We start from the raw sequence: 23,691 nt of genomic DNA, 5'->3' as shown, positions 1-23,691 counted from the left end.
CCCTTTTACTTATGATGATTTTAAAAAAATCAATGAAGTTTGTTATGGCTCTGATCTGTTTAGGGCTTATCTTTTATTCAGGCTATGCCACCGTTCCTGCCGATGCGGATATTACTGCCGCAAAGGACAGAACCGGGTTTTATGACGCCGAAGATCTTTTTATTCCCGCTAATGCCAAAAATGATCCGGAGACCCCAGAGTACGAAAGAGACAAGGCATCGTCTGTCAGCGACAACCGGCACCTAAACTTTGTATCAACCATCAGCAAACATGGAGCTGGTTCTTCAGTACAAACGATTGATTTGGGCAATGCCATAGAAGAATTTTATTATTCGTGGACTGATGCTTCTTCAGTTACTGCATCAGGCTTACCCAAAGGAATAATTACTACAATCAATACGACCGACCAAACTGTAACTTTGAGTGGTACACCAACAGAAGTAGGCGTATTTACATATACAATATCTACAGTAGGAGGTTCTACGACCGCATCACATAGCGGTAAATTTACCATCAACGGCGTTGGGGCTTCCGGTTCGCCGGCTTTTCCAGGTGCTGAGGGTCATGGCCGATATACTACCGGAGGCCGGGGAGGACAAGTGATTTATGTTACTAACCTAAATGATAGTGGGCCGGGAAGCTTACGTGAAGCCGTGGAAGCCAGCGGCCCCAGAATAGTATTATTCAAAGTATCAGGAATTATTCCTTTACAGTCAGATCTGTCCATTAGAAATAATGACATCACCATTGCCGGTCAATCAGCACCTGGCGATGGAATATGTCTGAAAAATTATTCGCTCGTCGTTAAAGCAGATAATGTAATTATCAGGTATATCCGCAGTCGTATGGGCGACGCTGCCAATAATGAAAGTGATGCTATGTGGGGAAGGAACAATTCGAATATTATTATCGATCATTGTTCACTTAGTTGGAGTATTGATGAAACAGGTTCGTTTTATGATAATAGTAACTTCACCATGCAATGGTGTATTCTCTCAGAAAGTTTGAAAAACTCTGTTCACGAGAAAGGAGCCCATGGATACGGAGGAGTATGGGGTGGCCAAAAAGCCAGTTTTCACCATAACTTACTTGCGCATCACGATAGCAGAAACCCAAGATTGTTAGGAGCTAAATTTACCAACAAGCCTGAAGAGGTTTTATGTGACATGAGAAACAATGTCATATACAATTGGGCTTCAAATAGCACTTACGGAGGAGAGGGAGGCAGCTTCAATATTGTAAATAATTACTACAAACCAGGCCCTGCTACCTCTAAAAGAACCACGCAAATATTTTCACCAAATGCGCAAGCTGCAGGAGCTCCATTACCAGAGGGCACATGGGGAGTTTATTACATTGATGGCAATTATATGGATGGTAGTACTACCGTAACCAATGATAACTGGCAGGGGGTATTCCCCAATCCGTCATCAAAAAGTAAGTCCGAGCTAAAGTCGAATAGTATTTTTAATTATGGTGACATCACAACCCATTCTGCAACAGATGCATATACCCAGGTATTGGCTTATGCGGGGGCAAGTAAGAAACGTGATAATATAGACACACGGATCGTATCTGAAACAACGAACGGCACCTATACTTACAACGGCTCAAAAGGAAGCACCAAAGGCATTATTGATAGTCAGCAAGATGTAGGAGGCTGGCCTTCGTATAGCTCCACCACGGCTCCCACAGACTCCGATTCTGATGGCATGCCGGACTCCTGGGAATCAGCAAATGGCTTAAATAGTAAGAATGCTTCTGATGGTCCCACTTATACTTTAAGTAGTGTTTATACCAATGTGGAAGTATATCTTAACAGTCTGGTGTCGTCTATTACCTCCAACCAAAACAAAAAGGGAAATGCAAATTACACCGACCCTGACAACTCAGGTGTTACTCAATATTATCAAATAAAAAACCGGTCTACCGGCTTGCTATTGGATGGTATGGGTAGAACCGGGAATGGTGATGTTTGCGGGCAATATGCCAATACTACTCATGTTAATTCACACTGGGAACTGGTGGATGTCGGTAGTGGTTATTATCAATTTGTAAACCGCGGTACCGGAATGATCCTGGACGGTATGGGTTCAACATCCAACGGAGCCACTTGCAAGCAATGGGCTAATACTACACATATAAATTCTCACTGGGCACTACAGCAATTTGACGGGGATTATTACAGAATCCAAAACCGGTCTACAGGGTTGTTTCTGGATGGATACGGACAAACCGCTAATGGCGCTGACTGCAGGCAATATGCAAATACCAGTCACGTCAATGCCCAATGGCTTTTGGTAAAAGTCAATAGCAGTTCAAGCACAAGAATGGACAATTCGGACAACCTGACTTCTCCTGAAAAGGTAAATGAAAGTGGGCTTCTTGCCTACCCTAACCCTTTTGAAGACAAACTATCGATCAACATAGGACAGGCCGGAAAACCACTTCGTATTGAGATTTATGATATGCAGGGCAAACTGGTAAAGTCGATTGACAACCCAGTGGTATCGGGTCAACTGGTTCATATCGATATTACGGAGTATGGCAAACAGTTTATTTTACAGGTCATTACTGATAAAGGCAACTTTAGTCAGACTATAATGAAAAAATAGTACCTGATTGCAGTAGATTTTGGTAAGGTGTCTCTTTTAAGGGGGCACCTTTTTTATTAAGTCAATCAAAAGATGGTAAAAGAACATCCTTCACGATAGCAAAAGGCAGCTTATCATCAGAGGAATTATAGGCACCACCTGTAAACACCGCCACCATGCTGAGTTCAGGAAAGATAAAGATATATTGCCCTCCATTACCTGTGGCTAGTTTGGCGACAGTTTTATTTCCATTTACCTGAAATGGCATATTCCACCATAAAAAGCCATAGTCTATACCAGTAATCTTGGTTTTGGGCGTGGTAGACTCCTCTATCCAGGATTTGGACACCACCTGCTGACCTTTCCACTCTCCATTGTTAAGGATCAATTGGCCGATTTTGGCCATATCACGAGGGATCATATACAACCTTTTGGCAGCAGGTATCACGGGTTTATCAGAAGTGTGTCCCCAGCTTATATTTTTGATCTGTAGCGGGTCAAACAAATATGTTTGTGCAAATTTATCTATGGCCATCCCTGATGCCCGGGTGATGATCTCATTGGCCAGTACCTGGGCCATTGTACAATAATTGGAAACCTCCCCGGGATCATTGACCATAGGCAGGTCCATAAAGTACTGCAACCAATCACTCTTTCGATAGACTTTATCCTCCCTGCCTTTGGAGCCTTTGTCCCAATCGTTGCAGTCGTGCCCGGTAGACATGGTAAGCAAATGCCTGATGGTTATATCTCCTTTCCTTTGATCAGGTTCTTTTTCAGCTTTGGGCTGTTCTATATATTTAGTGACGGGATCATCAATGCTCTCAATAAACCCTTTGTCCATGGCTATTCCCATCAGGATTGATGTAATGCTTTTGGTCACTGAGCGAAGGTCATGCTGCAAATCCAGTGTGTTTTTCCCAAAATACTCTTCAACAATGAGTTGATCATTTTTCACCACCAGCACACTATGAATTTTATGGTTTTCATGCTGAAACTGTTCAAACAGTCTATAAATTCTGGCAGTATCTATTTTTTGGGATCGCAGATTGGCCGTATCCCATCCGTCATTAAGCTGTTGAGGCCGGTTATATACGTAATCATTCTGTGAATAAGCAGTAATGCCAATGAACACAAAAATCACAATCGCTACTGTACGGTTCATAGAGTACGGGTAACGTTCACAATAAACATTATGTTTCAGGTCATCGTATGCTTTTGACTTTTACCTGTACCCCATGTACTGAAATCCAGAAACCTTTCAGCTCCTATAAAAGCTGCTTCAGCAGAGGGGAAGTGCGCCCTTTTATGGTTTTCTCCCAATACACCAATCCCTCCAACCTCAACCCTGCCTTTGTATATGGTTATAAAGGCATCATATTGATTGTTGACCTGATCGTTTCTGACCTCAATAACAAAGGTATACCCATTACATCTGATTGATTTTTCAGCCTTTCTATTCACCTCTTTCATCGCTAAGTTAATCTTGTTATAGGCCAAATTTAGTAACATCCCACCTGCTAGTTCATAATGAAAGTCACCCGGAAATATGATTATAGTCTACATTCTGCCTACTTCAATCAGGAAGCATTGAAATTGAAGACTAAATAATAATTTATATGTTCCTGTCCTGACCGGCCAACATCAGTGCGAATAACAACATAACAAATCAAACCAGTAACTTAATTTCACTAACTCGCCTTTCAATTTGTATATGTACTCCTACATAATTAATAATGTAAAACCTAACACTGTCACCTCTATTCAAATCGAATTAATATTCTGATAATCAGTTTATTATTTTTTATGTCTACTTTTTTGTCTACCAAATTATCCCCCTTTTTGTCCGTACCTATTTAGCCTTATGCTCGCGCCGAACAGGCATCTTCGCACTGATACCAGTCTCACAAATTCATGCAGTTAAATACTGACTATCAGATTGTTTCGAAAGAAGAAACACCTCTATGCAAAGTGAAAAAGGAGTATTACTTACTGCCTGGTAATATAGGTATATCAGGATTCCAATTTGGCACAATAGCCTACATCAATGGACGATAACCAGAAGCAATTCATAGAAGACATGCTCGATCTTTTCAATCAGCTCGATGAAGGTCTGATGCAGTTAGAGGCTACTCCTCATGCTTCCGCCCCTTTAGAGCAGGTGTTCCGGATTATGCATACTGTTAAAGGTGCCGCCAATATGTTTGGCTTTGAGCATATTGGAGATCTTGCCCATCATCTGGAGACCCTTTTTGATCATGTTAGAGAAGGTCATATGCATGTCACCGACGAACTGATCAGTATTACCCTTAATGCTTTTGATAAAGTACGCGACCTGCTTCAAAAAAAGAACCTTGATAAATTAATGGATTCCAGAGAGTTTCGAGGTCATCTCGACAGGGCCAGTCTATTCCTGAAAAACCATGAAGCTATTTCACACGATAAAAGCTTTCTAAACCGGTTATCGACTCAAACAGCCTTTGTTACGTATCTCCTCGAAATCACCCCAAGCATTGAAATTACCAGTGATGGAAACCATCCCTTAATTTACATCATCAAAGATGTCGAGGCATTAGGCGTGTCTAAAATACGTATTCAGGCCAGGGAGGATAAAACCATAGATCACTGGAAACTGGTACTTGCAACGGTTTCTTCCCAGGAAGAAATTGAAAGTTATTTTCTTTTTGTAGAGCAGGATTGTAAAGTTATTGTTTCCACATTAGCCCCCTGTAACCTGCTTGAAACACCGGTTTGGGCTTCTACTGTTGAAGAATTTCTGAATCAAAGGATCACAAAAGAACAACTGGATACTTTTTGTGCAGGTATCAAGGACCAGACAGAAACGTTCGAAAATAAAGAAAATGAACCCTCTCATCGCAATCATCAGCAAGCTATAATTAAAGTAAAAAAACACAAAATAGATGATTTGCTTAATAAGATCAGTGAACTGGTTATTTTAAAATCGCAATTGCTTAATGTGGCCCATCAAACCCATAATGTAGCTCTTAATGATGTAGCCGAACGTATAGAAGCGGTTGTCAGTCAATTACTAGGAGTATCGCTCGATATAAGCCTGATACAGATTGAAACGCTGGTGACCCAGTTTAAACGCCTGGTACGTGACCTTTCCAGGTCGTTAAATAAAAAGGTCAACTTTATTTCCAAGGGAGTGGATACTGAAATGGACAAGGACATCATTGAAATGATGACCCAGCCTCTCCTTCATATCATCCGCAATGCCGTTGACCATGGGATAGAGCACCCGGAGGAGCGTAAATCGCAAGGCAAATCGGAACACGGCACAATTAAACTTAATACTTTCAGATCAAACGCCTTCATCAACCTGATCATCAGTGATGACGGCAGAGGTATAGACAAGGATAGACTTGTAAACAAGGCCATCGAACAAGGACTTATCAGTCGGGATACACAGTTGAATGATGATGAAGTTTTCAACCTGATCTTTCATCCCGGCCTTACCACTGCGGATACGATTTCCGATATTTCGGGCAGAGGCGTAGGCATGGATGTGGTGAAGCAAAGTATAACCGAACTCAGGGGCAGCATCAAAGTATCCAGTTCGCCTGGCGCCGGCACACAGTTCTACATAAAATTACCCATTTCCAGATCTATCATAGACGGCCTTCTTGTAAAAGTTGCGGATACTCAATATATCATTCCCATCAATGCTATTGAAAGGATTGACCGCATTCCATCATCAATCCTCAACCGGAAAAAACGGATTCAATCAGGAGTCATGATTAATGAAAAGCCTCTGCCGGTCCTTTCATTGAGACAGCAGTATTATGATGAGCAAGACACCCCAAAAACATCAGACATCATCACTATCAAAGTAAATGATAAAAGCAAAGGCATAGCCGTTGACCATATTGAAGGTATGATGGAGGTGATTTTAAAGCCAATGGGCGACCTATATACTAACCAGGACTTTATTTCTGGCAGCGCCATACTGGGAGATGGAGCGGTAGCCCTGGTCCTGGACCCGGAAAGACTTTTTATGAGACACACAAAAAATGTGATATGAGTACAGGCAAAAAATCTGAGGCATACCTCACCTTCCTCCTGAATGACGAAAAGTTTGCCGTCCACGTCAACTATGTACATGAAGTGGTTGAATTCAACAAATATACCAGGGTGCCAGACGCGCCGGCTTACATGCTGGGGATATTTAACCTGAGGGGCACTATCCTACCCTTGCTTGACACAAGGATAAAGCTCGGCCTTCCTCAAAAAGAAAAAACCACTAAAACAAGGGTCATAATTCTGAACATCTACGGTGAAGAGGATGCAATAACTTCCATCGGTGCCATTGTAGATGTGGCCAGGGAAGTAGTGGAGATTGAGGATGAAAGTGTACAAAAACCAGATGATATAGAAGGTTTCAAAAGCTCTACTCCGATCACCGGCATTGTAAATGACCATGGAGACATTACGATGATCATGGATATAAACCGTGTATTCTCTTTCGATGAACTGAACCAAGTGGGTAAAGCAACAATCTAGTTTAAAAAATTAAAAAAGAAATATTCAGTTATGATGAATAAACTTACCATTCGCAATAAGCTGATCCTCACCTTAACTATACTTGTGTTATTCGTAGGATTGATCTTTGCCATTTCCTATACAAGGATAAGTACCATCAATAAAAGCTTTAACAACGTAATGAATGGCACTGTGGTGCAGCAGCAGGTTATCGCTCAATTAAGGTACCAGGTCATTTTACTGGTTCGCAACCAGAAAAAAATAACCATTGCCAGTGAAGTTCAGGAAATGAATGAGCTAAAAAGAAAGATTGACGACAATGCCACTGTCATCAATCAAAGTATAGAAAAGCTGATATCCCTCAGTAATGGTGAATTGCTCAATATTGCCAACCTGCTTGACACCAAAGCTGATGAGTTGATCAAGGTTAATATGGACGTTGTTGAACTGGCCTTAAGCAACTCTGAAAACTTAGCAAAAAACCTTTCATTCACTGAGGGGAGTAATGAATACAGAAAAGCAAATACTACACTAAGTGAACTGGTAGATTATCTCGTCATCAACGGTACTAAAGAGCAAATAGGGTCCGCAGCGGCTTTGGACGAGCAGTTTCACACCCTGCGATCTTTGGAGAACAAACTTATACTTTCTACAACCCAAACAGAACGGGAAGCAATATTAGAACAAGCATCGGAAACAGAAAATAAACTTGAACTGCACCTCGGTCAACTAGGCAGGAGTTTGTCAGGTGACACCAAACTGATACTGGAGAAGTATACGAGACAATATGTATCCTTCTATGAAATCCACAAAGAAGTAATGAAACTGGCCGGCAAAGCGACCAATAACAAAGCGCTTTTATTGTCCAATGGAGATGCCGATATAATAGCTGATGAGATTGGCAGTATTATAGACAAGTACTTCGGTCAGGTAAGAGTGCAGTTGGAAAAGGATCAGGCATATAATAATGAGAAGTATAGCAGTACACTTAAGAGTATGATTGCAATCATTGCCGTAGCCATCATATTAAGCGTACTGATGTCGGTATGGTTACTGCGTGGTATTACCGGAGCTTTGAACATTGCGACAGATGCTGTAAAGAAAATTGCAGCAGGAAATTTCTCTTCAGATATCAAAATATCTGCAGAAGATGAGATAGGTGCCATGCTTAAAGAGCTGCAGACCATGATTATTAAATTGCGATCGTCGGTAAACCTTGCCAAACAAGTGGCTAAGGGCGACCTGATCATTGACTTTAAAACCCAGAAAAATCATGGTGGTGAATTGGATGAGGCGCTTGAGCAAATGGTTAACAACCTTCGAAATATTGTAAGTACTATTACCAATGGTGCAGATAATGTACTTGCTGCAAGCCAGCAGGTAGCATCTGTCTCACAGCAATTATCACACGGAGCCCAGGAGCAGGCCAGCTCGGCTGAGGAAGTTTCGTCATCCATGGAACAGATGTCAGCCAACATACAGCAAAACACTGAAAACTCCAGGGAAACAGAAAAAATTGCCAACAAAGCCTCCAAAGATATTGAGGCCACGAGTGTGTCGGTTTCTGAAACAGTAAGGGCAATCAATAATATAGCCGAGAAAATCGTCATTATAGAAGAAATTGCCTCAAAGACAGACCTGTTGGCCCTCAATGCAGCGGTAGAAGCTGCCCGTGCCGGAGAGCACGGAAAAGGCTTTGCCGTGGTAGCTGCAGAGGTTAGAAAGCTGGCCGAAAGAAGCCAGCAGGCTGCTGCTGAGATCAATGAAATCTCAACACGCACGGTGAAACTGGCAGAGGATTCAAAAGAAATGCTATCCAAAACACTGCCCGACATCAACAAAACAGCAGAATTGGTGCAAGAAGTTGCCGCAGCAAGTATAGAGCAAAACACCGGGGCGACACAAGTCAACAGGGCCATACAGCAATTGTCTCAGATTACACAAAACAATGCTTCTTCATCTGAAGAGATGTCTTCTAATGCAGAAGAGCTGAGTTCACAGGCCGAAGAGCTCAAAGTTGCCATCAGCTATTTTAAAGTTGCCGGTAACCAGTCAGATTTCAAGGTTTCTGATCAGTTAAATGTCCCTTCGGCCGACGGTAAAAAACGTAGTACAAAACAAGAGCCCAGGTTGAAAGAAAACGGTGTTGACATCCAGCTTGATGAAGGCCCGACTGATGATGAGTTTACCGAATTCTAAACATTACAAGACCGCGAAAAAGCATGATAGATTAACCATGGATAGAATTAGCTTATCTCAAAACCTTTAAAAATTGAAAATAAAAAATCAGATCATATGAAAACGATACTTGTAGTTGATGATTTCAGTAGTATTCAAAAGTTTCTATGTACAACCCTGGAAAAAAAAGGATACAAAACGGTTGGTGCATCAGACGGAAATGAAGCTTACAGCCTGCTCTCTGAAAACAGGATTGACCTGGTACTATCAGATTATAATATGCCAAAATGTACAGGAATGGAATTGTTAAACAAGATCAAATCCAATGATGAAACGGCACGAATACCTGTGATTTTCCTTACCACGGAAACTAATCCCCAAAAAATGCAGGCAGCCAAGCAGGCGGGTTTATATGCCTGGATAAGGAAACCTTACCATGCCGATGCATTTTTTGCCCAGATAGAAAATGCCCTCGCACAGGCCCAGTAACACGATATATATACCATACACTTAAACCCCATTGCATGCGCCCATCTCTTTTTCATAAAAGTAGTTTTGTTAGGTTCATTGAAAAGGGGCGCATGCTTTATTTAAAAAGGGTTTACCTGAGAATCACCGTATGTACTCATCTGGTTTTTTAAAAATGGATGATGCCAGCTTTGAAAAGCTAAGCTCCTTTATAACCCGGCAATACGGCATAAAACTTCCTGCTGCAAAAAAAAGTATGTTGGAAAGCCGGCTTAATAAGAAAGTGCTCAGTTTAGGGTTTGATAGCTATCAGCCGTTTCTGGCTTATATTTTTGGTAAAGAAGGCAGGGTAAAAGAACTACCTAATGTGGTTGATCTGATCACCACCAATAAAACTGACTTTTTCCGTGAGCCTGGACACTTCGAATACCTGACTCAGAACTTCCTTCCCGGTTATAAAACTAATAACCGGCACAGGCCATTGAAAGTGTGGTCGGCGGCATGCTCTACCGGAGAGGAGCCTTATACCATTTTAATGGTCCTTGAAGAGTTCAGAAAGGCTAACCTTCCTTTCTGTTACTCCATAACGGCCAGCGATATAAGCACCAGAACTTTACAAGCCGCCTATCAGGGCATTTACAGTTACGACCGGATCAGTATGCTTCCTGACCACCTGAAACGATCATATTTTCTTAAAAGTAAAGACCCTGCCAACTCCTGTGTCCGCATCAAACCAGAGTACAGAAAAAAGATATCATATAAGCGGGTTAACCTGGTCTATGACCTTGACATGCCTGTTTCAATGAGCTTTGATCTCATATTTTGCAGAAATGTGCTTATCTACTTTGACAAAAGCACTCAGGAAAAAGTGATCAATCGGTTGGCAAGATATTTACGCCCCGGAGGCCTGTTATTCCTGGGGCATAGTGAATCCACTCTGGGTATGACAGTACCTTTCAAGCAGGTAAGCCCCACCATCTACAGGAATACATATGAGTGATGTAAAAATGTACAACCTGATAAATGGCAATTTTATAGTTACCTCAGGCAATACCGAAATACATACCATCTTAGGTTCATGTGTTTCAGTTTGCCTGTGGGATCCTCTGACACGGGTAGCAGGCATGAACCATTTTATGGTACCTGGCACGCCTGATGCAATAAACGGTAACCCTAACCAAGGATATTTTTCTATCCATGTACTTGTGAATTCTATGCTTAAAAGAGGTTGCTCCATTTTAAACATAGAGGCTAAAATATTCGGAGGTTCCAATTCCCTAACCCCAAACATTCAGTACGCTATCGGAACAAGAAATGCAGCAGTAGCCGATATGTTGCTTGTCCAATATGGCATAAAAATACTAGCCCGACATACAGGGGGCCATCATGGCAGGAAGGTGATATTCAACACGGCTACAGGAAAAGTTAAAATGAAGCTACTCAGTAATGTATGAGGCGAATTAAAGTTCTGGTTGTTGATGACTCTGCACTGGTAAGACAAACATTGACCAGTATTATAAACTCAGACCCGCAACTTATGGTAACGGGTGCCGCCGCTGACCCTTATTTTGCAGCTACGAAGATCCGCAAGGAGGTGCCTGACGTAATTACGCTGGACCTGGAAATGCCGCGAATGAACGGACTCACCTTTCTCAAAACGCTGATGGCACAGTATCCTATTCCCGTAGTTATTATTTCAAGTTTCACTCAAAAGGGCAGCCGGCAGGCTCTAAAAGCCCTGGAACTGGGTGCGGTGGAAATATTAGCAAAATCTGAAATCAGAAACACTAAGGATCACCTTGAAGAATCCCGAATACTGATAACTGATGCCATAAAAGCTGCCAACATGGCTCCCGTACGAAGAAGACCACTGGCCCAGGCTGAGCAAGCTCCGGATGCCAGCCTCCGTGATGCTGCAGGTGACATGGCTCCGGAAATAAGTACACCTTCGGAACCTATAAGTAAAATTATAGCCATAGGGGCATCAACCGGTGGCACCGAAGCTATCAGGCAGCTTTTGGAACATGAACCTGCTAACAGCCCCCCTTTTCTGATCGTACAGCATATGCCGGCCGGCTTTACCCAGTCCTTTGCCAAAAGCCTCGACACACGCTGCACCATCGTAGTCAAAGAAGCCACAGACGGCGAGATCATTCAAAACGGACATGCTTATATTTGCCCGGGAGGATTTCACATGACGCTGGAATATAGCCTGACCAAATACCGGCTAAGGATCAGAAGTGGTGAGCTGGTAAACCGGCACAGGCCCTCCGTAGATGTACTTTTCGAATCGGTGGCCAAAAGTGCGGGGCATCATGCCATTGGCATTATCCTCACAGGCATGGGTAATGACGGAGCGGCAGGCCTTCTGCAAATGCGCAACAACGGAGCAATAACCATTGCTCAAAATGAAGCTACGTGTGTGGTATATGGTATGCCCAGGGAAGCCGTGAAGCTGGGAGCGGCACAATACATTTTACCTTTGGAGGGTATACCAGGCAAATTGAAATCGCTCTTTTAGTTAACACAACATAAAGCTGTAAACTCTTTGCTTAGCCTTTTATTCCATTCCGGAATTCCGAAGGTGAGTAAGAGGTCAATGTTTTAAAGAAGTTTGAAAAATGGGCTATTTCTTCAAAACCCAGGCTAAATGCTATTTCTGAAATGTTCCACTGTGTTTGACGGAGAAGAATTTTAGCTTCCTGGGCCAAACGGCTTTTGATAATGTCTGAGGTTGTCTTTCCGGTCACCTCCTTTAGCACCTTATTTAAGTGGTTAACGTGTATGTTGAGCGAGGCCGCAAACTCGTTGGCGGACCTGATCCTGACCCGTTGTGAGGTAGATTCTATGGGAAACTGCCGTTCCAACAATTCTATAAATAAAGAAGAGATCCTGCTTGAGGCGTTATGAGGTATATCTGAAGGATTAACCGGCTGTAGCTTTTGACCAAAATGAACAAGCTCTAAAAGATAGGTACGAAGCAAGTCATACTTATAGGTATAGTCAGACGATAATTCCTGTTGCATCTTTTTGAAAATATCATCTACACGGTCATACAACTCCCGGTCAAGGTGATAAACAAAATCCGAGGCAGGGTTGAAGATCGGTAGCTCATCTATAAGTGTGCCTGTTTTTGACTTTGATAAAAATTCACCTGTGAATACGCAGAAGTATCCTTTTTGATCAGAATTTACCGGATAATATCTGTATGGCACTTTAGGTGTGGCAAATATCAGGGCATAGTCCTCAACATCTACAACTTTATCCGCATACTCAACTTTATTCCGGCCATTGACAAGGCTGATCTTGTAATATGTCCTCCTGTTGTAGGGCATTTTAGGCTTGGATGGGCTTTTTCTCCACATTTCAGCAATATCAAACACATTGAAGTGTCCGATATCCTGATTATTGTTATCTCCAAAATACTGGTCAAGATCAACATCTGGCAGCAGATCCTGATAAAAGCCTTTTATTGAAAGTACTTCCATGGCTTGTTTGTAAAGATCAAAGTATTGTAAAGGTAAACATTTATCAATATTGCAACTGCGACCCAAGCAGGAAATCCGGTCGCAGTTACATGTTTACTGAGTCAATTACTCAGTGGACCAAATTGATCAGGCATTCATTTTCTGAAAAGTTTCAGCAACTTCCTCAGGAGATGCCTTTGATATTACCTCGCTAAAGCCCCAGGCAATTTCCTGTTTGCCTTCACCAAGCTGTTGAAATACGGACTCTACAAACTCACTCACCGGAGGGTATTGGTCATGGATGCCTTTCCCACCCAGGTCTGTATTCAGTGCCGGAGGAATGACCTCAATGGCTTCGATGTTCCGCTCTTTCAGCATATGCCTCAGTGAACGCGTGAATGAGTGAAAAAAGGCCTTGGTAGCACAGTAAACCGGCACTTTGGCTATTTGTACAAAGGCCAGCCCTGAGGATACATTAATAACCGTATCCAGCTTTTTAAGTTTGATAAACATACTGGTCAGGTGTAGAGGAGCCAATACGTTAGTCTCTATTTCGAGCTTTGCCTTGTCATAAAATCCCTCGTCTTCAATATGCATCCAGTTTTGAATACCTGCATTATTGACCAGCACGTTCAAATCCGGGTGCTCCGAAGCTACCCATTCATATAATGCTGTCCTGCCTGATTCTGTTGACAGATCGCACGTGTAGGTTATCACGTTATCAAAGCGATCCGCTACCTCATTCAGCACCTCCTCTCTCCTGCCACAAATAATGACGGTATTGTTTTCACTGATAAACCTTTCGGTAAGTCCCAGACCAATACCTGAACCTCCGCCGGTAATAAGAATTTTGTTGTTGGATAAATTCATGATGTTTGATTTTTGTTTTTGAATGATACAAAGCTCCGGCAAGGACGCCTGAAATGGTTTGTTGATATCAATCGATGATTTGCAAAAATCAAATAATTGATTTCTGTTGCCTGTAAAAATTCCTGAATGCCTTATTTCAGGCCAGATAATTACTCGGCTTCTTCCCTGTCCACCTTTTAAAAGCCCTTACAAAACCACTAGGGTCTTGATAGCCGAGTGCGTAGGCAATTTCTTTTACCTGGTGGTCTCCTTTGTTCAGGTATTGGATGGCCAGGTTTTTTCGTACTTCTTCAACGATTTCCATAAAGGTAATGCCTTCATTCTTCAGCTTTCGCTGTAAAGTCCTGGCTCCCATATTGAAATTTGAAGCAACATCGTCTAATGTGATGTTGTTCAAATAGGAATTGGCCAGCAAATGGTTAAACACTTTGTCTTTCAATGGCCCTGTATGGCTATTTTCTATAAGCAAAATATCGATCTGCTTTAAAGCGTATGCCTGAAGTGTGTGGTTTGCTGTAATAACAGGCAATGAGAGATAATCGCTGTCGAAGGTTATCTTGAATGATTGGGTAAATGAAATATTGGATGTCCTCAACACCCTTTCGTACTCAGGCTTATGAGCAATATCAAATGGTACCTCAACACTTACCGGCTTTATCTTCCTGAGGATCAGCCCATCCAGCTCATGAATAACAAAAGCCAGCAGATACTCGCCCATATGCCGGTATGTGGAGGGAAATTCAGAGGCGCTTTTCCCGTTTGCGATCAGTGAGATGGTGAATGTGTCCGCAGCATGGCTTACTTCAAGAGTAAAAATATCCGTGATCAGGTATATCAGCTTTCCTGCTTGCGACAACGCTTCCGCAACAGTACTGCTGGTAAGTACCACCTGCCCAACCACGCCCAAGGCAGAAAGCTGCATGGCCTCCCCAAAATGCAGACCAAATGACTGATCTCCGGAAAGGTTTGCCGCATTATGCCAGAGGTCATTCATCTGAGCCGGCGAAATATCAGCGTCCGGACTCTCCATGCCAGAGCTACTGCATAAGGCTTGCACATCCATGTTGCGTTGTGTAGCATAAGCCAGCAGCGATCCCATAAATTGCTTTTTAAAGTCCATCTGCTATCAAAGATATAAATTAATTCAAATTCCCGAACCGTGGCGTTTTCTGATAATCTGTTGTCGTGTATTAACAACCCGAGCTCCTGCCAAACCCTGAAATTTGTGTAAACATCAAATCAAAATCGTTATGCTAAAGTTATCTCAAGTTCTAAAAATTAACGCCCTTTCATCCGGTATCACCGGCCTCGGGCTGGTATTGTTTGCTGAAACCGCTGCAACGTTATTTGAAGTGCAACCCACTGCTCCATTTATAGCAACCGGAATTTTCCTGATGCTTTTTGCCTCCTTTGTTTATTACAATGCCGTTCAAAATCCTGTAAAAACCACTCAGGTCCGGCTGATCATTATACTGGACAGCCTTTGGGTGCTGGGAAGTGCTTTGGCCATTTTTCTGCTTTACCCTGTGGTGTCATTCCTGGGTATTGCACTCATTGGCGGGGTAGCTTTATGGGTACTGGCCATGGCCATTTTGCAACAGAAAGGACTTACTTTGATCGGTTCATAGTTTTCAGTTCACTGTTTTACTGTTTTAGGCCATCCGAAAAAGTTCAAAGGCGGTTTCAAAAGTTCTTTTCAGGCTTTTGAAGCTGCTCCTTTGGCTTTGTACTCATAGGGTACTTTACTTCTGATATCCAAAGTATTCGATCATCTCATTGGCCATATAAACAGCCAGCCCTTGGGGATGCCCCAACTGCTCTTTAGCTATCAAGTCTGACAGTAAGCGCATGGCCGCTGCCTCTGCTTCAGATTTTAGCGGCACTGCCTGGTCATTAATATATATGGTTCGTTTCCGCTTCAGGTCAGGTATGGACTCGTCAGAGGCATCGTCCATATCGGGAAGCATATCAATTTTTACTTTTTTCCCCTCACGGGTGATGATGGTCAGCATCAAACTGCTTGGCTGTGGAGGCACCCAGAAGTTAAGGTCTTTGATCTCATTACATGAAGGTACATCCATATTCATAAGTTTACAGAAAGCCCAAATATAATAAAAGACAAGTCATGTTAAGCTGGTGATACTTCTCTATGGATTCACAGGGTTTGTTTATTATTGTGGAGCATTAAAAAATTCATCATTATTACGAAAGTAACCTTGGCATGCCCCATAAAAAACCTGATAAACTCATACAAATAAATGGTGCTAACCTTTATGTAGAATCAGAAAAGGAATATGAAAATCGTCCTACACTGGTTTTTCTGCATGACTCCCTCGGCTGCGTACAGCTCTGGCGGGATTTTCTAAAAAGGCTTGCAAAGGCGACGGAATGTAATGTATTGGTATACGACCGTTTGGGCTATGGCAAATCTGATCCCATGCCAACCCACCAAAGGCCTGTCAATTACATGGAGCTGGAAGCTGATGTACTCCATGATTTACTGATCACTTTGGGTATAGATGATGCCATTTTATTCGGACATAGTGATGGTGGAACCATTGCTTTGTTAGCCGCCAGGAAATTTCCCGAAAAGATCAAAGCAGTAATTTGCGAAGCTGCTCACATTTTTGTTGAGGATATCACGCTCCAGGGCATATATAAGGCTATAGAGGCGTATAAAACTACTAACCTGCCCGTGCGACTGGAAAAGTACCACGGCAGTAAAGTAGAAACGCTCTTTAAAGCCTGGACCGAAACCTGGACCAGGAGTGACTATCGAGACTGGAATATAGAGCATTGTTTGTACCGAATCACCTGTCCTCTTTTATTTATCCAGGGCGAGGCAGATGAATATGGTTCATTGCAGCAGGTGGAGAAAACGATAAACCAGGTAAGTGGAAAATCCGAAAAGTATATTATGCCGGCTGTCGGTCATACACCTCACAAAGAAGAGCCTGAAGAGGTGTTTGATAAAACCACCAGGTTTATTAATCGCTTAGCAGATGGAACGTCTAACTTTAACTGATAAACATGCAACCCCGGAGATATACTATTGAGGCTTTTTTGTTTATCCTGTTTTTGTTCAGTACAGTTGTTTTCGGTAGCAGGCTATTTGGACAGGAATGGCAAAAACCGGATGAAAAGTATAAAAACGCCTATAAGGAATATCTTGATGCTGCATGTCCCATAGAAGAGAATAATATTGAACATTTTGTATACTTTGCGAAGGACAGGCAATCGCTAAAAGATCATCCCTTGCTTTCTCATCCCATGTTCAAAGGTGCCCAAATCATGTACACATGGAAGGAGCTTGAACCTCAAAAGGACCGGTATGATTTCTCTTCAATTATAGAAGATTACCTATACCTCGAAAAACACAACAAGAAACTCTTTATACAATTACAAGATGCCACCTTTAACCCTAAATATATTGCCATTCCGTCATACCTGCTTACCGATACGTATGGAGGGGGTGCTACTATACAATATAATGATGGCTATGAAGGAGAAGGTTGGGTTGCCAAACGCTGGAACAAACAAGTCAGAGAACGATTTGCCCTGCTAATAGAAGCTCTGGGAGCCACACTTGATGGTAAAATCGAAGGTATTAACCTGCAGGAAACAGCTATCGGAGTAAATACAGAAACTGATACCAGCTTTTCAGAAGAGGCTTACCTGAGTGGACTAAAGGCTAATATGGTCGCATTGAAAAAGGCATTTCCTACATCAACCACCATGATATATGCCAATTTTATGCCCGGTGAATGGCTGCCGTATGATGACAAGGGTTACCTAAGGAGCATCTATGTATATGGTGAAACTATTGGTGTCGGCCTGGGGGCTCCTGACCTGATGATTACAAGAAAAGGACAACTTAACCATGCTCTGGCACTTATGCATGAAGGAGATTATACTGTTCCGGTCGGAATTGCTGTTCAGGATGGAAATTACATCGGCAAAACGGGGGCAGATCAGGATTATGATGAAACACATGAGAAGGGCAAAGGATCAAGAAGTAATATAGTACCTCTATTACATGCCTTTGCAAAAGACTTCCTGAAGGTCAAATATATGTTTTGGACAAATCAGGAACCTTATTTTAGAGAAGATGTGCTGCCTTGTTTTTCTTCCAGTGATTAAAAATTAAAGTCCCCCACACCCGCTCAATACTATTGCATATCCGTGCCGGCTATCTTTGGTGGGTTTTGCAGAGCTAAATCGCGGCATTACTAAACTTATGGATGCTTGGTAAAGCTTGACCGTTCAGAACTACTGACAGGAGCAATTCTGCTAAACTCACGAAATCTCACCCCTCGGGGCTTGTATCCTTTCCGGTTGAATTAACAAAAGGCTACACCTTTTGCTGATCGATAGCGCCCTCTTAGGGCTAGCAATGTTGTGCTGGAAGAGGAGTTTGCCCCCTGTTAACAAGCATTGCGTCTCAACTGAAATCACCCTTTTATCAATTGAGAAGGCCTTTATGTCAATTGACTGATTATTCCTTTCATGGCCGGAAATAGCTTTGTCCCATGCTAAACCAAACTAAATATGTTATGAAAAAATTAATCAATTTCAAAACCTATGCTATTTCACTATTGGCTGCCGGCTGTCTGGTAGCCTGTATGGATGAGTCAGTGAATGAACCTGCGCCGGCAAATCAGCCGGACCCCGATGTGGCAACAGAAGAGCAAACGCATACTATTGAACTTTACAACAACTTTGTCAGGGTGCTGAGAGACATTGAGTCTGATTCGATCATGAGTTATTCGGACTTTGAGCGGGAGTATTTAGGTACCGACAGGGAGGAGCGTACGCTGCTTGAAGAAGAAGTAAATGAGGCTCTAAAAGGAATAGATGCGTCGATAAGTACCAATGGCAAACATGCCAGAATGGAAGGTAATTGTAAGTCGAATGTGGTCAGCCGGTTAACACACTCAAGATTTAAGGCTTTAGGCCGAAGCCGGGCAAGGGTATCCTGGTCTAACAAAGCACGGCAAAAGTATGGCTGGAGCTACAGAAAATGGTCGAAGGCCAAAAACAAGGGTTATCAGCTCAATGTAGACGGGACTCAGTTTCTCCTATACAAGTACAGGGCTTACGGTACACCTTGTAATTAAAATATAAAATTGGTAGCCTTTTAGTTAATGGTGCTATGGTTTAAGGCTCCTTTGGATTTATATCCTCTGGAGCCTTTAATACGTTAAGCTAGTCTCTTTACCTAACATGGTTCTTCATACTACCTTTTTAATAAATATAAACTCTCCTTAATCCCCATTACTAAGAATAAAATCAAACTTCTTAGTTTCCCCACTTTTAATGAGGTCAATTTCCTTTTGTATCAGATCAGCCAAAGAATCGGCTATCACATTACGCTCCCAGGACTCATTCTGTAGCTCAATGATCTGTCCGTATGTTCCTTCGTCACTTGGGTCGGTGTCAAAAAGCAGGTAGTCTCCATTTCTGCCGGTGGCAAAAGGGATCCATTTCGGGTTGGCGTAGTCATCTGCCTTAACTTTTGGAGAAAAATCTTTCAAATCCTCCGGCTCTATTTCATCTCCAAATTGCAGATATTGGATATTAAGCCAGTCTTCTGCAATGTCATCAAACGGTATTAGGTCATAGTCCCAACCATTGACAGAAAAACTGAAAGCGGAAGTAACGGCATCATATTCGACATTGTATATCTTATAAAAATTAATGAGCGCATCGGGTATTACAGTATCATCATCAAGTTTTGAGTGCCCTTTAATATCTTCTTTAGTGATTCCGCGGGTAAGGTTATAGTATTCATTGTCATCAGGCACAATCCTGGTTGTTTCTGCAATCCATGCCTCCCATAGCGGTACGAAATATTTAAATTTATCATCAACGGGCAAACGTTCAAATTTTTCCTTTTCTGTCTCCTGGTATCCGCTAAGTTCGATAGTCTCAATGCTGCCTTCCTCCACACTAAACCAGGCACTGACACCATTGGCTACGAGCGCGCCATCCTTGTCGCCCTTAAATAGTTTTACACGTTCATCTTTATGAGCGCGGTAATAACTGATGATCTCCTCTCCTTTGAACAGGAGTTGTCCCTTAAAAACTTGTTTTGGGCTAAACTTATACTCCTTTTGCTCCAGGCTTACTTGCAGGCTTTCTGCCTCTTTACCTTCTTTCGAGTATGCCGCAATACCCAGGTCATCCCAAGTGAAAATATTATTGTATTTAGCTTTAAAGTGTCTGCATTCTCCAAATAGGTTTTTAAGATGTTCAATCTTTACCGGAAACGTTAAGGTTTCCTCATTGACTTGAAATCCGCTTTCCGATAGAGCTATTGTTATCATGATATCAGTTTGGTGTGATGTATGGGGCTAACTTACTGGAAAAATGCTAATTAGAGAAAAATTCAGGGTGGGCTATGTGTGTTATGGAAAGTTGACCGGCTTAGAGCTTACTGATGAATGAATTGCTAAATGGAAGTTTCTGCGCGGTTTTTAATGAGTTCCCTCGTGCCTCGGGAGGACTTTCTGGGTGGGGAGTGGTAAATGACCTTGTTTGTAGTTGCTTAAGTAGTGGTCAATACTTTAAAATTCTTAGCACTTCCTGCATCATATGTCGAGATCATCGCAGTGTTTAAGACATGAACCAGAAAGGAGTCTAAAAGCTATCTTTTCTTTATTTTAGATGATCTTTCTGGCAGCCACTTCAGCATTTCTTCAATGGTTTCTTTAGATTTTTCTGAATCATCCCACCCTCCATTTTCTAACATTTTCTTTTTTATAAATGGAGAATAAACCCGCATAAGCCTCCAGTTTCTTACGAGATTGGAATTCAGAATTACCATAATGAATCTCTTAGATTTTCTGGGTCTTCCTATCACTAATATTTGTTCATACCCATCACCCCATCTAGCTGGAAAGCAGTATACTTTCGCACCTGGAGGAAAATGCTTTGTTCCTCTCCTAATTTCTTTTTCTTCTCCAAAATAATGCTCATCAATAATATTGCCCACCAAACACCATATTGATTATACCTTATCAGGGTCCTTCCTAGGGAAATAATGATTTTGAAGTTCTTCAACCCTTTCGTTGACCTTACTTATGTCCACCAATTCCTCATGATATTGGCCTTCCTCTATTTCCAGCTTAAGATTGACATACTTCTTTGATTTAAATAGCCGTTTCAGAAATTTCATTTTATTGCCTCATAACTGAAGAACTCTTCCAGAATACTAACATACTGCAAAATTCTATATTATCTAAAGCCCTGCCCGGATTGCTGTAGACGTAAACAGTAGTTCCTGCCTTGAGCCTGGTTGGTTCCCTCAAGCCTCGGGATGACTTTCTGCGTGGAGAGTGGGACATGCCCATAACTGCAATTCTATTTAAGCAATAGCTGGTGCAAGTGTTTAGCGTAGCGCCACTTGTACCCTTCTCTTTTATCAATCTTCGGACTGATAGTCGCTCATTGGAAGCCTGAAGACTTCGTGTACGATGAGTCCAAGTCATCGCTGCGCTAAAGACTTGAACTAGATGATAAAATAAAGTGCATAAAAAAAGCCGACCACTACTGATCGACTTTTTGAGAAACTAGCCAACGAAACAAAAATGTAAGACTTCTTCTTTGGTGGTTTAAGGTGGTTATTTGGAAGGCACAGGGATGCCAGGCTCCTTCGGGGAAGGAGCTTTGTACTTATTGTGGGTTAGGAAAATTTACGTGCATAACACGCCTGGTTTTTATGCGCTTTTCTGCACCTCGCTTATTTTACTTGCGAATATGGCCGCAAGTTCGCCCAGGTCATTGGCCTGGTGAAATTCGTATGCGGGAACGGTTATGGATAACTCTTCCTGCATTCTGGCGATTAACTCTGCACGGCCTATGGAATCCATGCCTAAAGGTGATAACATTGAGGCTCGTGTAATCGGGCCATGCTCTACATCTGCAGTAATATCTGCCACGTGAGCTGCAATCAGATCGTAAATGTCATTTTCAGTCATTTGCATATTTATTTAAGTTGAACTAATTTCTGGCTTAACCGGGTCGCTATGTCCGCTTCGTAAAAATCTATGGCGTGAAATTTATATGCTGCTACCTGATTGGTGGCAAGTGCGGCACTGTAACCGTGGGCATATTCCACCTCATTCACAAACCATAGGTTGCCATCAAATTGTACGGTATTGTTCTTTACCTCAAGCTCATCCAGTGGTATATAAAACCCTCTGCCATCAGCCTTGATCACGCTTTCTTTGATGGTCCAGTACTTATAAAAAGTTTTAAACGGGGTGCCTGCGTCATTGATTTCTTCCCACTGATCCGGGGTCATGATGTTGCGGAAGTGTGCAAGGTTCACTTTCCTGTTTTCCTCGATATCTATACCCAGCCGGACATTCTTAGCTATGGCGCAGACCACATAATCGCCGGAATGGGAGATGTTAAAATCATAATCGGTCAGGGTCAGGTATGGCCGTTTGTAATCATTATACATGATATTTCCCCAGATGTCACCTTCTATACCAAAATGCCAGAGGGCTTCGATCAACAACAATCTCCCAAACAGGTGGGCATGACGGTTCTGCCACCTCAGGTAGCGCATGTTCTGTTCTCTTAGCTCCGGAGAAAGCAACGACAGGTAGTCGGAGAAGGCTCGCTGCCGGAGAGGCTCCTTAAATGATGTTGAAAATATGTGTACTGTGGGTATCATGGGCTATTCTTCAGATTCATATTTCATATGGACAATTCGGCTCCAACACTGGTAAATCGCTAAAACGCTTCATATTCAGCTACAGGTGCGGTGTTAAACAACCTGGTAAATATGGTATTGAAGATCTGGTCAATGGCATCTACCTGTTGAAAGTGATGTGCTTCATTACCTATAAAGATCAGCGGGACCGGATTTTTACTATGCCCACCAAAAGACAGGTCTTCTATATTGCCATGATCACTGGATATCAAAACATGCACATTTTCGGGCTTATCGTTGAGCACGCCTCCGAGGAACTCGTCGAATACTTCCAAAAATTTAATGGATTGCTCCATGTCCTTCTTATGACCGATCAGATCAGGCAAAAAGCACTCAAATAGCACCAGGTCGTAATCCTTGGTCAGGTTTTTAAGATTTTCACCGGCTTTGTATGGTGCGATCAACGGCACTCTGCCATTAGGCGTCCCTTGTAAGGTGATGTTGGTTATGTCCCAATGTACCGCTCTGTTTTCTATGAGATCATCAAGCGTGTTAAAATTGGTTTTGGAGGCTAAAATACATCGCGTTGTTACGCTATAATTGGGAGAGGTTTTGTCAAATGATTTGAAGAAACCATCTGTGTACGAGTTGGCAAAGATACTTTTGATTTGGTTTTCTTTGGCAAATTTGAATATCGACCTTTTGTTGATCAGTGATATCAGTTGATCATTGGGATAAGCCATCAGGTGATAACCCAGGTGTGCCTGCGCGTTAAATCCTGTAAATAAAGATGTTTGTCCTGTAGCGCTTTGTGGTATGCCGTCAACGCCCAGGCAGGCATCTATTCCTTTTACCAGGAGGTTTGGTTCCTCAATATGGGTGTCGCCGGTGAGCCGTTCTCCCATAAGCCCCATCAGTGCAGGCATAGAGGCTTTGGTCAAAGGGTTTA

At 42.3% G+C, this 23,691-nt stretch carries 24 protein-coding genes; 12 read left to right on the top strand and 12 right to left on the bottom strand.

Annotated features, from left to right (window positions below):
- The coding region (locus E1163_RS18420) for an RICIN domain-containing protein (protein WP_221418037.1) at positions 1-2,615 on the top strand (2,615 nt) is incomplete at its 5' end.
- A gap of 61 nt (positions 2,616-2,676) precedes the next feature.
- Here the strand turns inward: E1163_RS18420 and E1163_RS18415 are convergent.
- Positions 2,677-3,759 carry a serine hydrolase domain-containing protein gene (locus tag E1163_RS18415; protein WP_155173930.1) on the bottom strand — a complete coding sequence of 361 codons (1,083 nt, stop codon included), beginning with the start codon at positions 3,757-3,759 and terminating at the stop codon, positions 2,677-2,679.
- A 35-nt stretch (positions 3,760-3,794) separates the two neighbouring features.
- Positions 3,795-4,067: a hypothetical protein gene (locus E1163_RS18410; RefSeq protein ID WP_155173929.1), complete on the bottom strand. Its 273-nt coding sequence runs from the start codon at positions 4,065-4,067 to the stop codon at positions 3,795-3,797.
- A 574-nt stretch (positions 4,068-4,641) separates the two neighbouring features.
- Between E1163_RS18410 and E1163_RS18405 the strand changes: the two genes are divergently transcribed.
- The 7 genes from E1163_RS18405 (at position 4,642) to E1163_RS18375 (ending at position 12,264) form a co-directional block, all read left to right on the top strand.
- Positions 4,642-6,639 (top strand): chemotaxis protein CheA, encoded by a 1,998-nt coding sequence (locus E1163_RS18405; protein ID WP_155173928.1) that lies wholly within the window; start codon positions 4,642-4,644, stop codon positions 6,637-6,639.
- Positions 6,636-7,118 (top strand): chemotaxis protein CheW, encoded by a 483-nt coding sequence (locus E1163_RS18400; RefSeq protein WP_155173927.1) that lies wholly within the window; start codon positions 6,636-6,638, stop codon positions 7,116-7,118. The genes E1163_RS18405 and E1163_RS18400 overlap by 4 nt, the downstream gene beginning before the upstream one ends.
- Positions 7,119-7,148: 30 nt before the next feature.
- The gene (locus E1163_RS18395) at positions 7,149-9,296 is read left to right on the top strand and encodes a HAMP domain-containing methyl-accepting chemotaxis protein (RefSeq protein ID WP_155173926.1); all 2,148 of its coding nucleotides are present in this window, start codon (positions 7,149-7,151) and stop codon (positions 9,294-9,296) included.
- A gap of 96 nt (positions 9,297-9,392) precedes the next feature.
- Positions 9,393-9,764, top strand: a complete 372-nt coding sequence (locus tag E1163_RS18390; RefSeq protein ID WP_155173925.1) for a response regulator — start codon at positions 9,393-9,395, stop codon at positions 9,762-9,764.
- 154 nt (positions 9,765-9,918) lie between these two features.
- Complete coding sequence (locus E1163_RS18385) at positions 9,919-10,743, top strand: CheR family methyltransferase (protein ID WP_221418036.1); 825 nt, start codon at positions 9,919-9,921, stop codon at positions 10,741-10,743.
- Positions 10,736-11,197 carry a chemotaxis protein CheD gene (locus E1163_RS18380; protein ID WP_155173923.1) on the top strand — a complete coding sequence of 154 codons (462 nt, stop codon included), beginning with the start codon at positions 10,736-10,738 and terminating at the stop codon, positions 11,195-11,197. The genes E1163_RS18385 and E1163_RS18380 overlap by 8 nt, the downstream gene beginning before the upstream one ends.
- Positions 11,194-12,264 carry a protein-glutamate methylesterase/protein-glutamine glutaminase gene (locus tag E1163_RS18375; protein WP_155173922.1) on the top strand — a complete coding sequence of 357 codons (1,071 nt, stop codon included), beginning with the start codon at positions 11,194-11,196 and terminating at the stop codon, positions 12,262-12,264. The genes E1163_RS18380 and E1163_RS18375 overlap by 4 nt, the downstream gene beginning before the upstream one ends.
- 31 nt (positions 12,265-12,295) lie before the next feature.
- On the opposite strand, the gene E1163_RS18370 is transcribed toward E1163_RS18375, so the two are convergent.
- The 3 genes from E1163_RS18370 to E1163_RS18360 form a co-directional block, all read right to left on the bottom strand.
- Positions 12,296-13,231, bottom strand: a complete 936-nt coding sequence (locus E1163_RS18370) for a helix-turn-helix domain-containing protein (RefSeq protein WP_155173921.1) — start codon at positions 13,229-13,231, stop codon at positions 12,296-12,298.
- Positions 13,232-13,357: 126 nt separating this feature from the next.
- Entirely contained in the window at positions 13,358-14,080 is a 723-nt protein-coding gene (locus tag E1163_RS18365) for an SDR family oxidoreductase (RefSeq protein ID WP_155173920.1), read from the bottom strand.
- A gap of 136 nt (positions 14,081-14,216) precedes the next feature.
- A complete protein-coding gene (locus E1163_RS18360) occupies positions 14,217-15,179 on the bottom strand; it encodes an AraC family transcriptional regulator (RefSeq protein ID WP_221418035.1) in 963 nt (320 codons plus the stop codon).
- 151 nt (positions 15,180-15,330) lie between these two features.
- Between E1163_RS18360 and E1163_RS18355 the strand changes: the two genes are divergently transcribed.
- Positions 15,331-15,708: a hypothetical protein gene (locus E1163_RS18355; RefSeq protein ID WP_155173918.1), complete on the top strand. Its 378-nt coding sequence runs from the start codon at positions 15,331-15,333 to the stop codon at positions 15,706-15,708.
- Between the two features lie 114 nt (positions 15,709-15,822).
- On the opposite strand, the gene E1163_RS18350 is transcribed toward E1163_RS18355, so the two are convergent.
- Positions 15,823-16,167 carry a hypothetical protein gene (locus E1163_RS18350; RefSeq protein WP_155173917.1) on the bottom strand — a complete coding sequence of 115 codons (345 nt, stop codon included), beginning with the start codon at positions 16,165-16,167 and terminating at the stop codon, positions 15,823-15,825.
- Positions 16,168-16,301: 134 nt separating this feature from the next.
- On the opposite strand from E1163_RS18350, the gene E1163_RS18345 reads away from it, so the two are divergent.
- The 3 genes from E1163_RS18345 (at position 16,302) to E1163_RS18335 (ending at position 19,197) form a co-directional block, all read left to right on the top strand.
- Complete coding sequence (locus E1163_RS18345; RefSeq protein WP_155173916.1) at positions 16,302-17,105, top strand: alpha/beta fold hydrolase; 804 nt, start codon at positions 16,302-16,304, stop codon at positions 17,103-17,105.
- A 5-nt stretch (positions 17,106-17,110) separates the two neighbouring features.
- Positions 17,111-18,220 carry a hypothetical protein gene (locus tag E1163_RS18340; protein ID WP_221418034.1) on the top strand — a complete coding sequence of 370 codons (1,110 nt, stop codon included), beginning with the start codon at positions 17,111-17,113 and terminating at the stop codon, positions 18,218-18,220.
- Between the two features lie 413 nt (positions 18,221-18,633).
- Positions 18,634-19,197 carry a hypothetical protein gene (locus tag E1163_RS18335; RefSeq protein ID WP_155173915.1) on the top strand — a complete coding sequence of 188 codons (564 nt, stop codon included), beginning with the start codon at positions 18,634-18,636 and terminating at the stop codon, positions 19,195-19,197.
- A gap of 147 nt (positions 19,198-19,344) precedes the next feature.
- On the opposite strand, the gene E1163_RS18330 is transcribed toward E1163_RS18335, so the two are convergent.
- The 6 genes from E1163_RS18330 to E1163_RS18305 form a co-directional block, all read right to left on the bottom strand.
- Positions 19,345-20,406, bottom strand: a complete 1,062-nt coding sequence (locus E1163_RS18330) for an SMI1/KNR4 family protein (RefSeq protein ID WP_155173914.1) — start codon at positions 20,404-20,406, stop codon at positions 19,345-19,347.
- A gap of 320 nt (positions 20,407-20,726) precedes the next feature.
- A complete protein-coding gene (locus tag E1163_RS18325) occupies positions 20,727-21,074 on the bottom strand; it encodes a hypothetical protein (protein ID WP_155173913.1) in 348 nt (115 codons plus the stop codon).
- Between the two features lie 15 nt (positions 21,075-21,089).
- The gene (locus E1163_RS18320) at positions 21,090-21,257 is read right to left on the bottom strand and encodes a hypothetical protein (RefSeq protein WP_155173912.1); all 168 of its coding nucleotides are present in this window, start codon (positions 21,255-21,257) and stop codon (positions 21,090-21,092) included.
- Positions 21,258-21,798: 541 nt separating this feature from the next.
- Entirely contained in the window at positions 21,799-22,059 is a 261-nt protein-coding gene (locus tag E1163_RS18315) for a phosphopantetheine-binding protein (RefSeq protein WP_185156136.1), read from the bottom strand.
- Between the two features lie 8 nt (positions 22,060-22,067).
- Entirely contained in the window at positions 22,068-22,763 is a 696-nt protein-coding gene (locus E1163_RS18310; protein WP_155173910.1) for a 4'-phosphopantetheinyl transferase family protein, read from the bottom strand.
- A 59-nt stretch (positions 22,764-22,822) separates the two neighbouring features.
- Positions 22,823-23,691: phosphoglyceromutase (locus E1163_RS18305; RefSeq protein ID WP_155173932.1), on the bottom strand; the 869-nt coding region annotated here is incomplete at its 5' end.

The sequence above is a fragment of the Fulvivirga kasyanovii genome (assembly GCF_009711405.1).
GTDB lineage: Bacteria > Bacteroidota > Bacteroidia > Cytophagales > Cyclobacteriaceae > Fulvivirga > Fulvivirga kasyanovii.
Note: the sequence above shows the minus strand (reverse complement) of the source record. Positions and strands in the feature narration are given on the sequence as shown.

Excerpts from the sequence above, each read along its gene's own strand:
- E1163_RS18415 (WP_155173930.1), bottom strand. The coding sequence starts at position 3,759 with ATGAACCGTACAGTAGCGATTGTGATTTTTGTGTTCATTGGCATTACT.
- E1163_RS18410 (WP_155173929.1), bottom strand. The coding sequence starts at position 4,067 with ATGAAAGAGGTGAATAGAAAGGCTGAAAAATCAATCAGATGTAATGGG.
- E1163_RS18405 (WP_155173928.1), top strand. The coding sequence starts at position 4,642 with ATGGACGATAACCAGAAGCAATTCATAGAAGACATGCTCGATCTTTTC.
- E1163_RS18400 (WP_155173927.1), top strand. The coding sequence starts at position 6,636 with ATGAGTACAGGCAAAAAATCTGAGGCATACCTCACCTTCCTCCTGAAT.
- E1163_RS18395 (WP_155173926.1), top strand. The coding sequence starts at position 7,149 with ATGATGAATAAACTTACCATTCGCAATAAGCTGATCCTCACCTTAACT.
- E1163_RS18390 (WP_155173925.1), top strand. The coding sequence starts at position 9,393 with ATGAAAACGATACTTGTAGTTGATGATTTCAGTAGTATTCAAAAGTTT.
- E1163_RS18385 (WP_221418036.1), top strand. The coding sequence starts at position 9,919 with ATGGATGATGCCAGCTTTGAAAAGCTAAGCTCCTTTATAACCCGGCAA.
- E1163_RS18380 (WP_155173923.1), top strand. The coding sequence starts at position 10,736 with ATGAGTGATGTAAAAATGTACAACCTGATAAATGGCAATTTTATAGTT.
- E1163_RS18375 (WP_155173922.1), top strand. The coding sequence starts at position 11,194 with ATGAGGCGAATTAAAGTTCTGGTTGTTGATGACTCTGCACTGGTAAGA.
- E1163_RS18370 (WP_155173921.1), bottom strand. The coding sequence starts at position 13,231 with ATGGAAGTACTTTCAATAAAAGGCTTTTATCAGGATCTGCTGCCAGAT.
- E1163_RS18365 (WP_155173920.1), bottom strand. The coding sequence starts at position 14,080 with ATGAATTTATCCAACAACAAAATTCTTATTACCGGCGGAGGTTCAGGT.
- E1163_RS18360 (WP_221418035.1), bottom strand. The coding sequence starts at position 15,179 with ATGGGATCGCTGCTGGCTTATGCTACACAACGCAACATGGATGTGCAA.
- E1163_RS18355 (WP_155173918.1), top strand. The coding sequence starts at position 15,331 with ATGCTAAAGTTATCTCAAGTTCTAAAAATTAACGCCCTTTCATCCGGT.
- E1163_RS18350 (WP_155173917.1), bottom strand. The coding sequence starts at position 16,167 with ATGAATATGGATGTACCTTCATGTAATGAGATCAAAGACCTTAACTTC.
- E1163_RS18345 (WP_155173916.1), top strand. The coding sequence starts at position 16,302 with ATGCCCCATAAAAAACCTGATAAACTCATACAAATAAATGGTGCTAAC.
- E1163_RS18340 (WP_221418034.1), top strand. The coding sequence starts at position 17,111 with ATGCAACCCCGGAGATATACTATTGAGGCTTTTTTGTTTATCCTGTTT.
- E1163_RS18335 (WP_155173915.1), top strand. The coding sequence starts at position 18,634 with ATGAAAAAATTAATCAATTTCAAAACCTATGCTATTTCACTATTGGCT.
- E1163_RS18330 (WP_155173914.1), bottom strand. The coding sequence starts at position 20,406 with ATGATAACAATAGCTCTATCGGAAAGCGGATTTCAAGTCAATGAGGAA.
- E1163_RS18320 (WP_155173912.1), bottom strand. The coding sequence starts at position 21,257 with ATGAAATTTCTGAAACGGCTATTTAAATCAAAGAAGTATGTCAATCTT.
- E1163_RS18315 (WP_185156136.1), bottom strand. The coding sequence starts at position 22,059 with ATGACTGAAAATGACATTTACGATCTGATTGCAGCTCACGTGGCAGAT.
- E1163_RS18310 (WP_155173910.1), bottom strand. The coding sequence starts at position 22,763 with ATGATACCCACAGTACACATATTTTCAACATCATTTAAGGAGCCTCTC.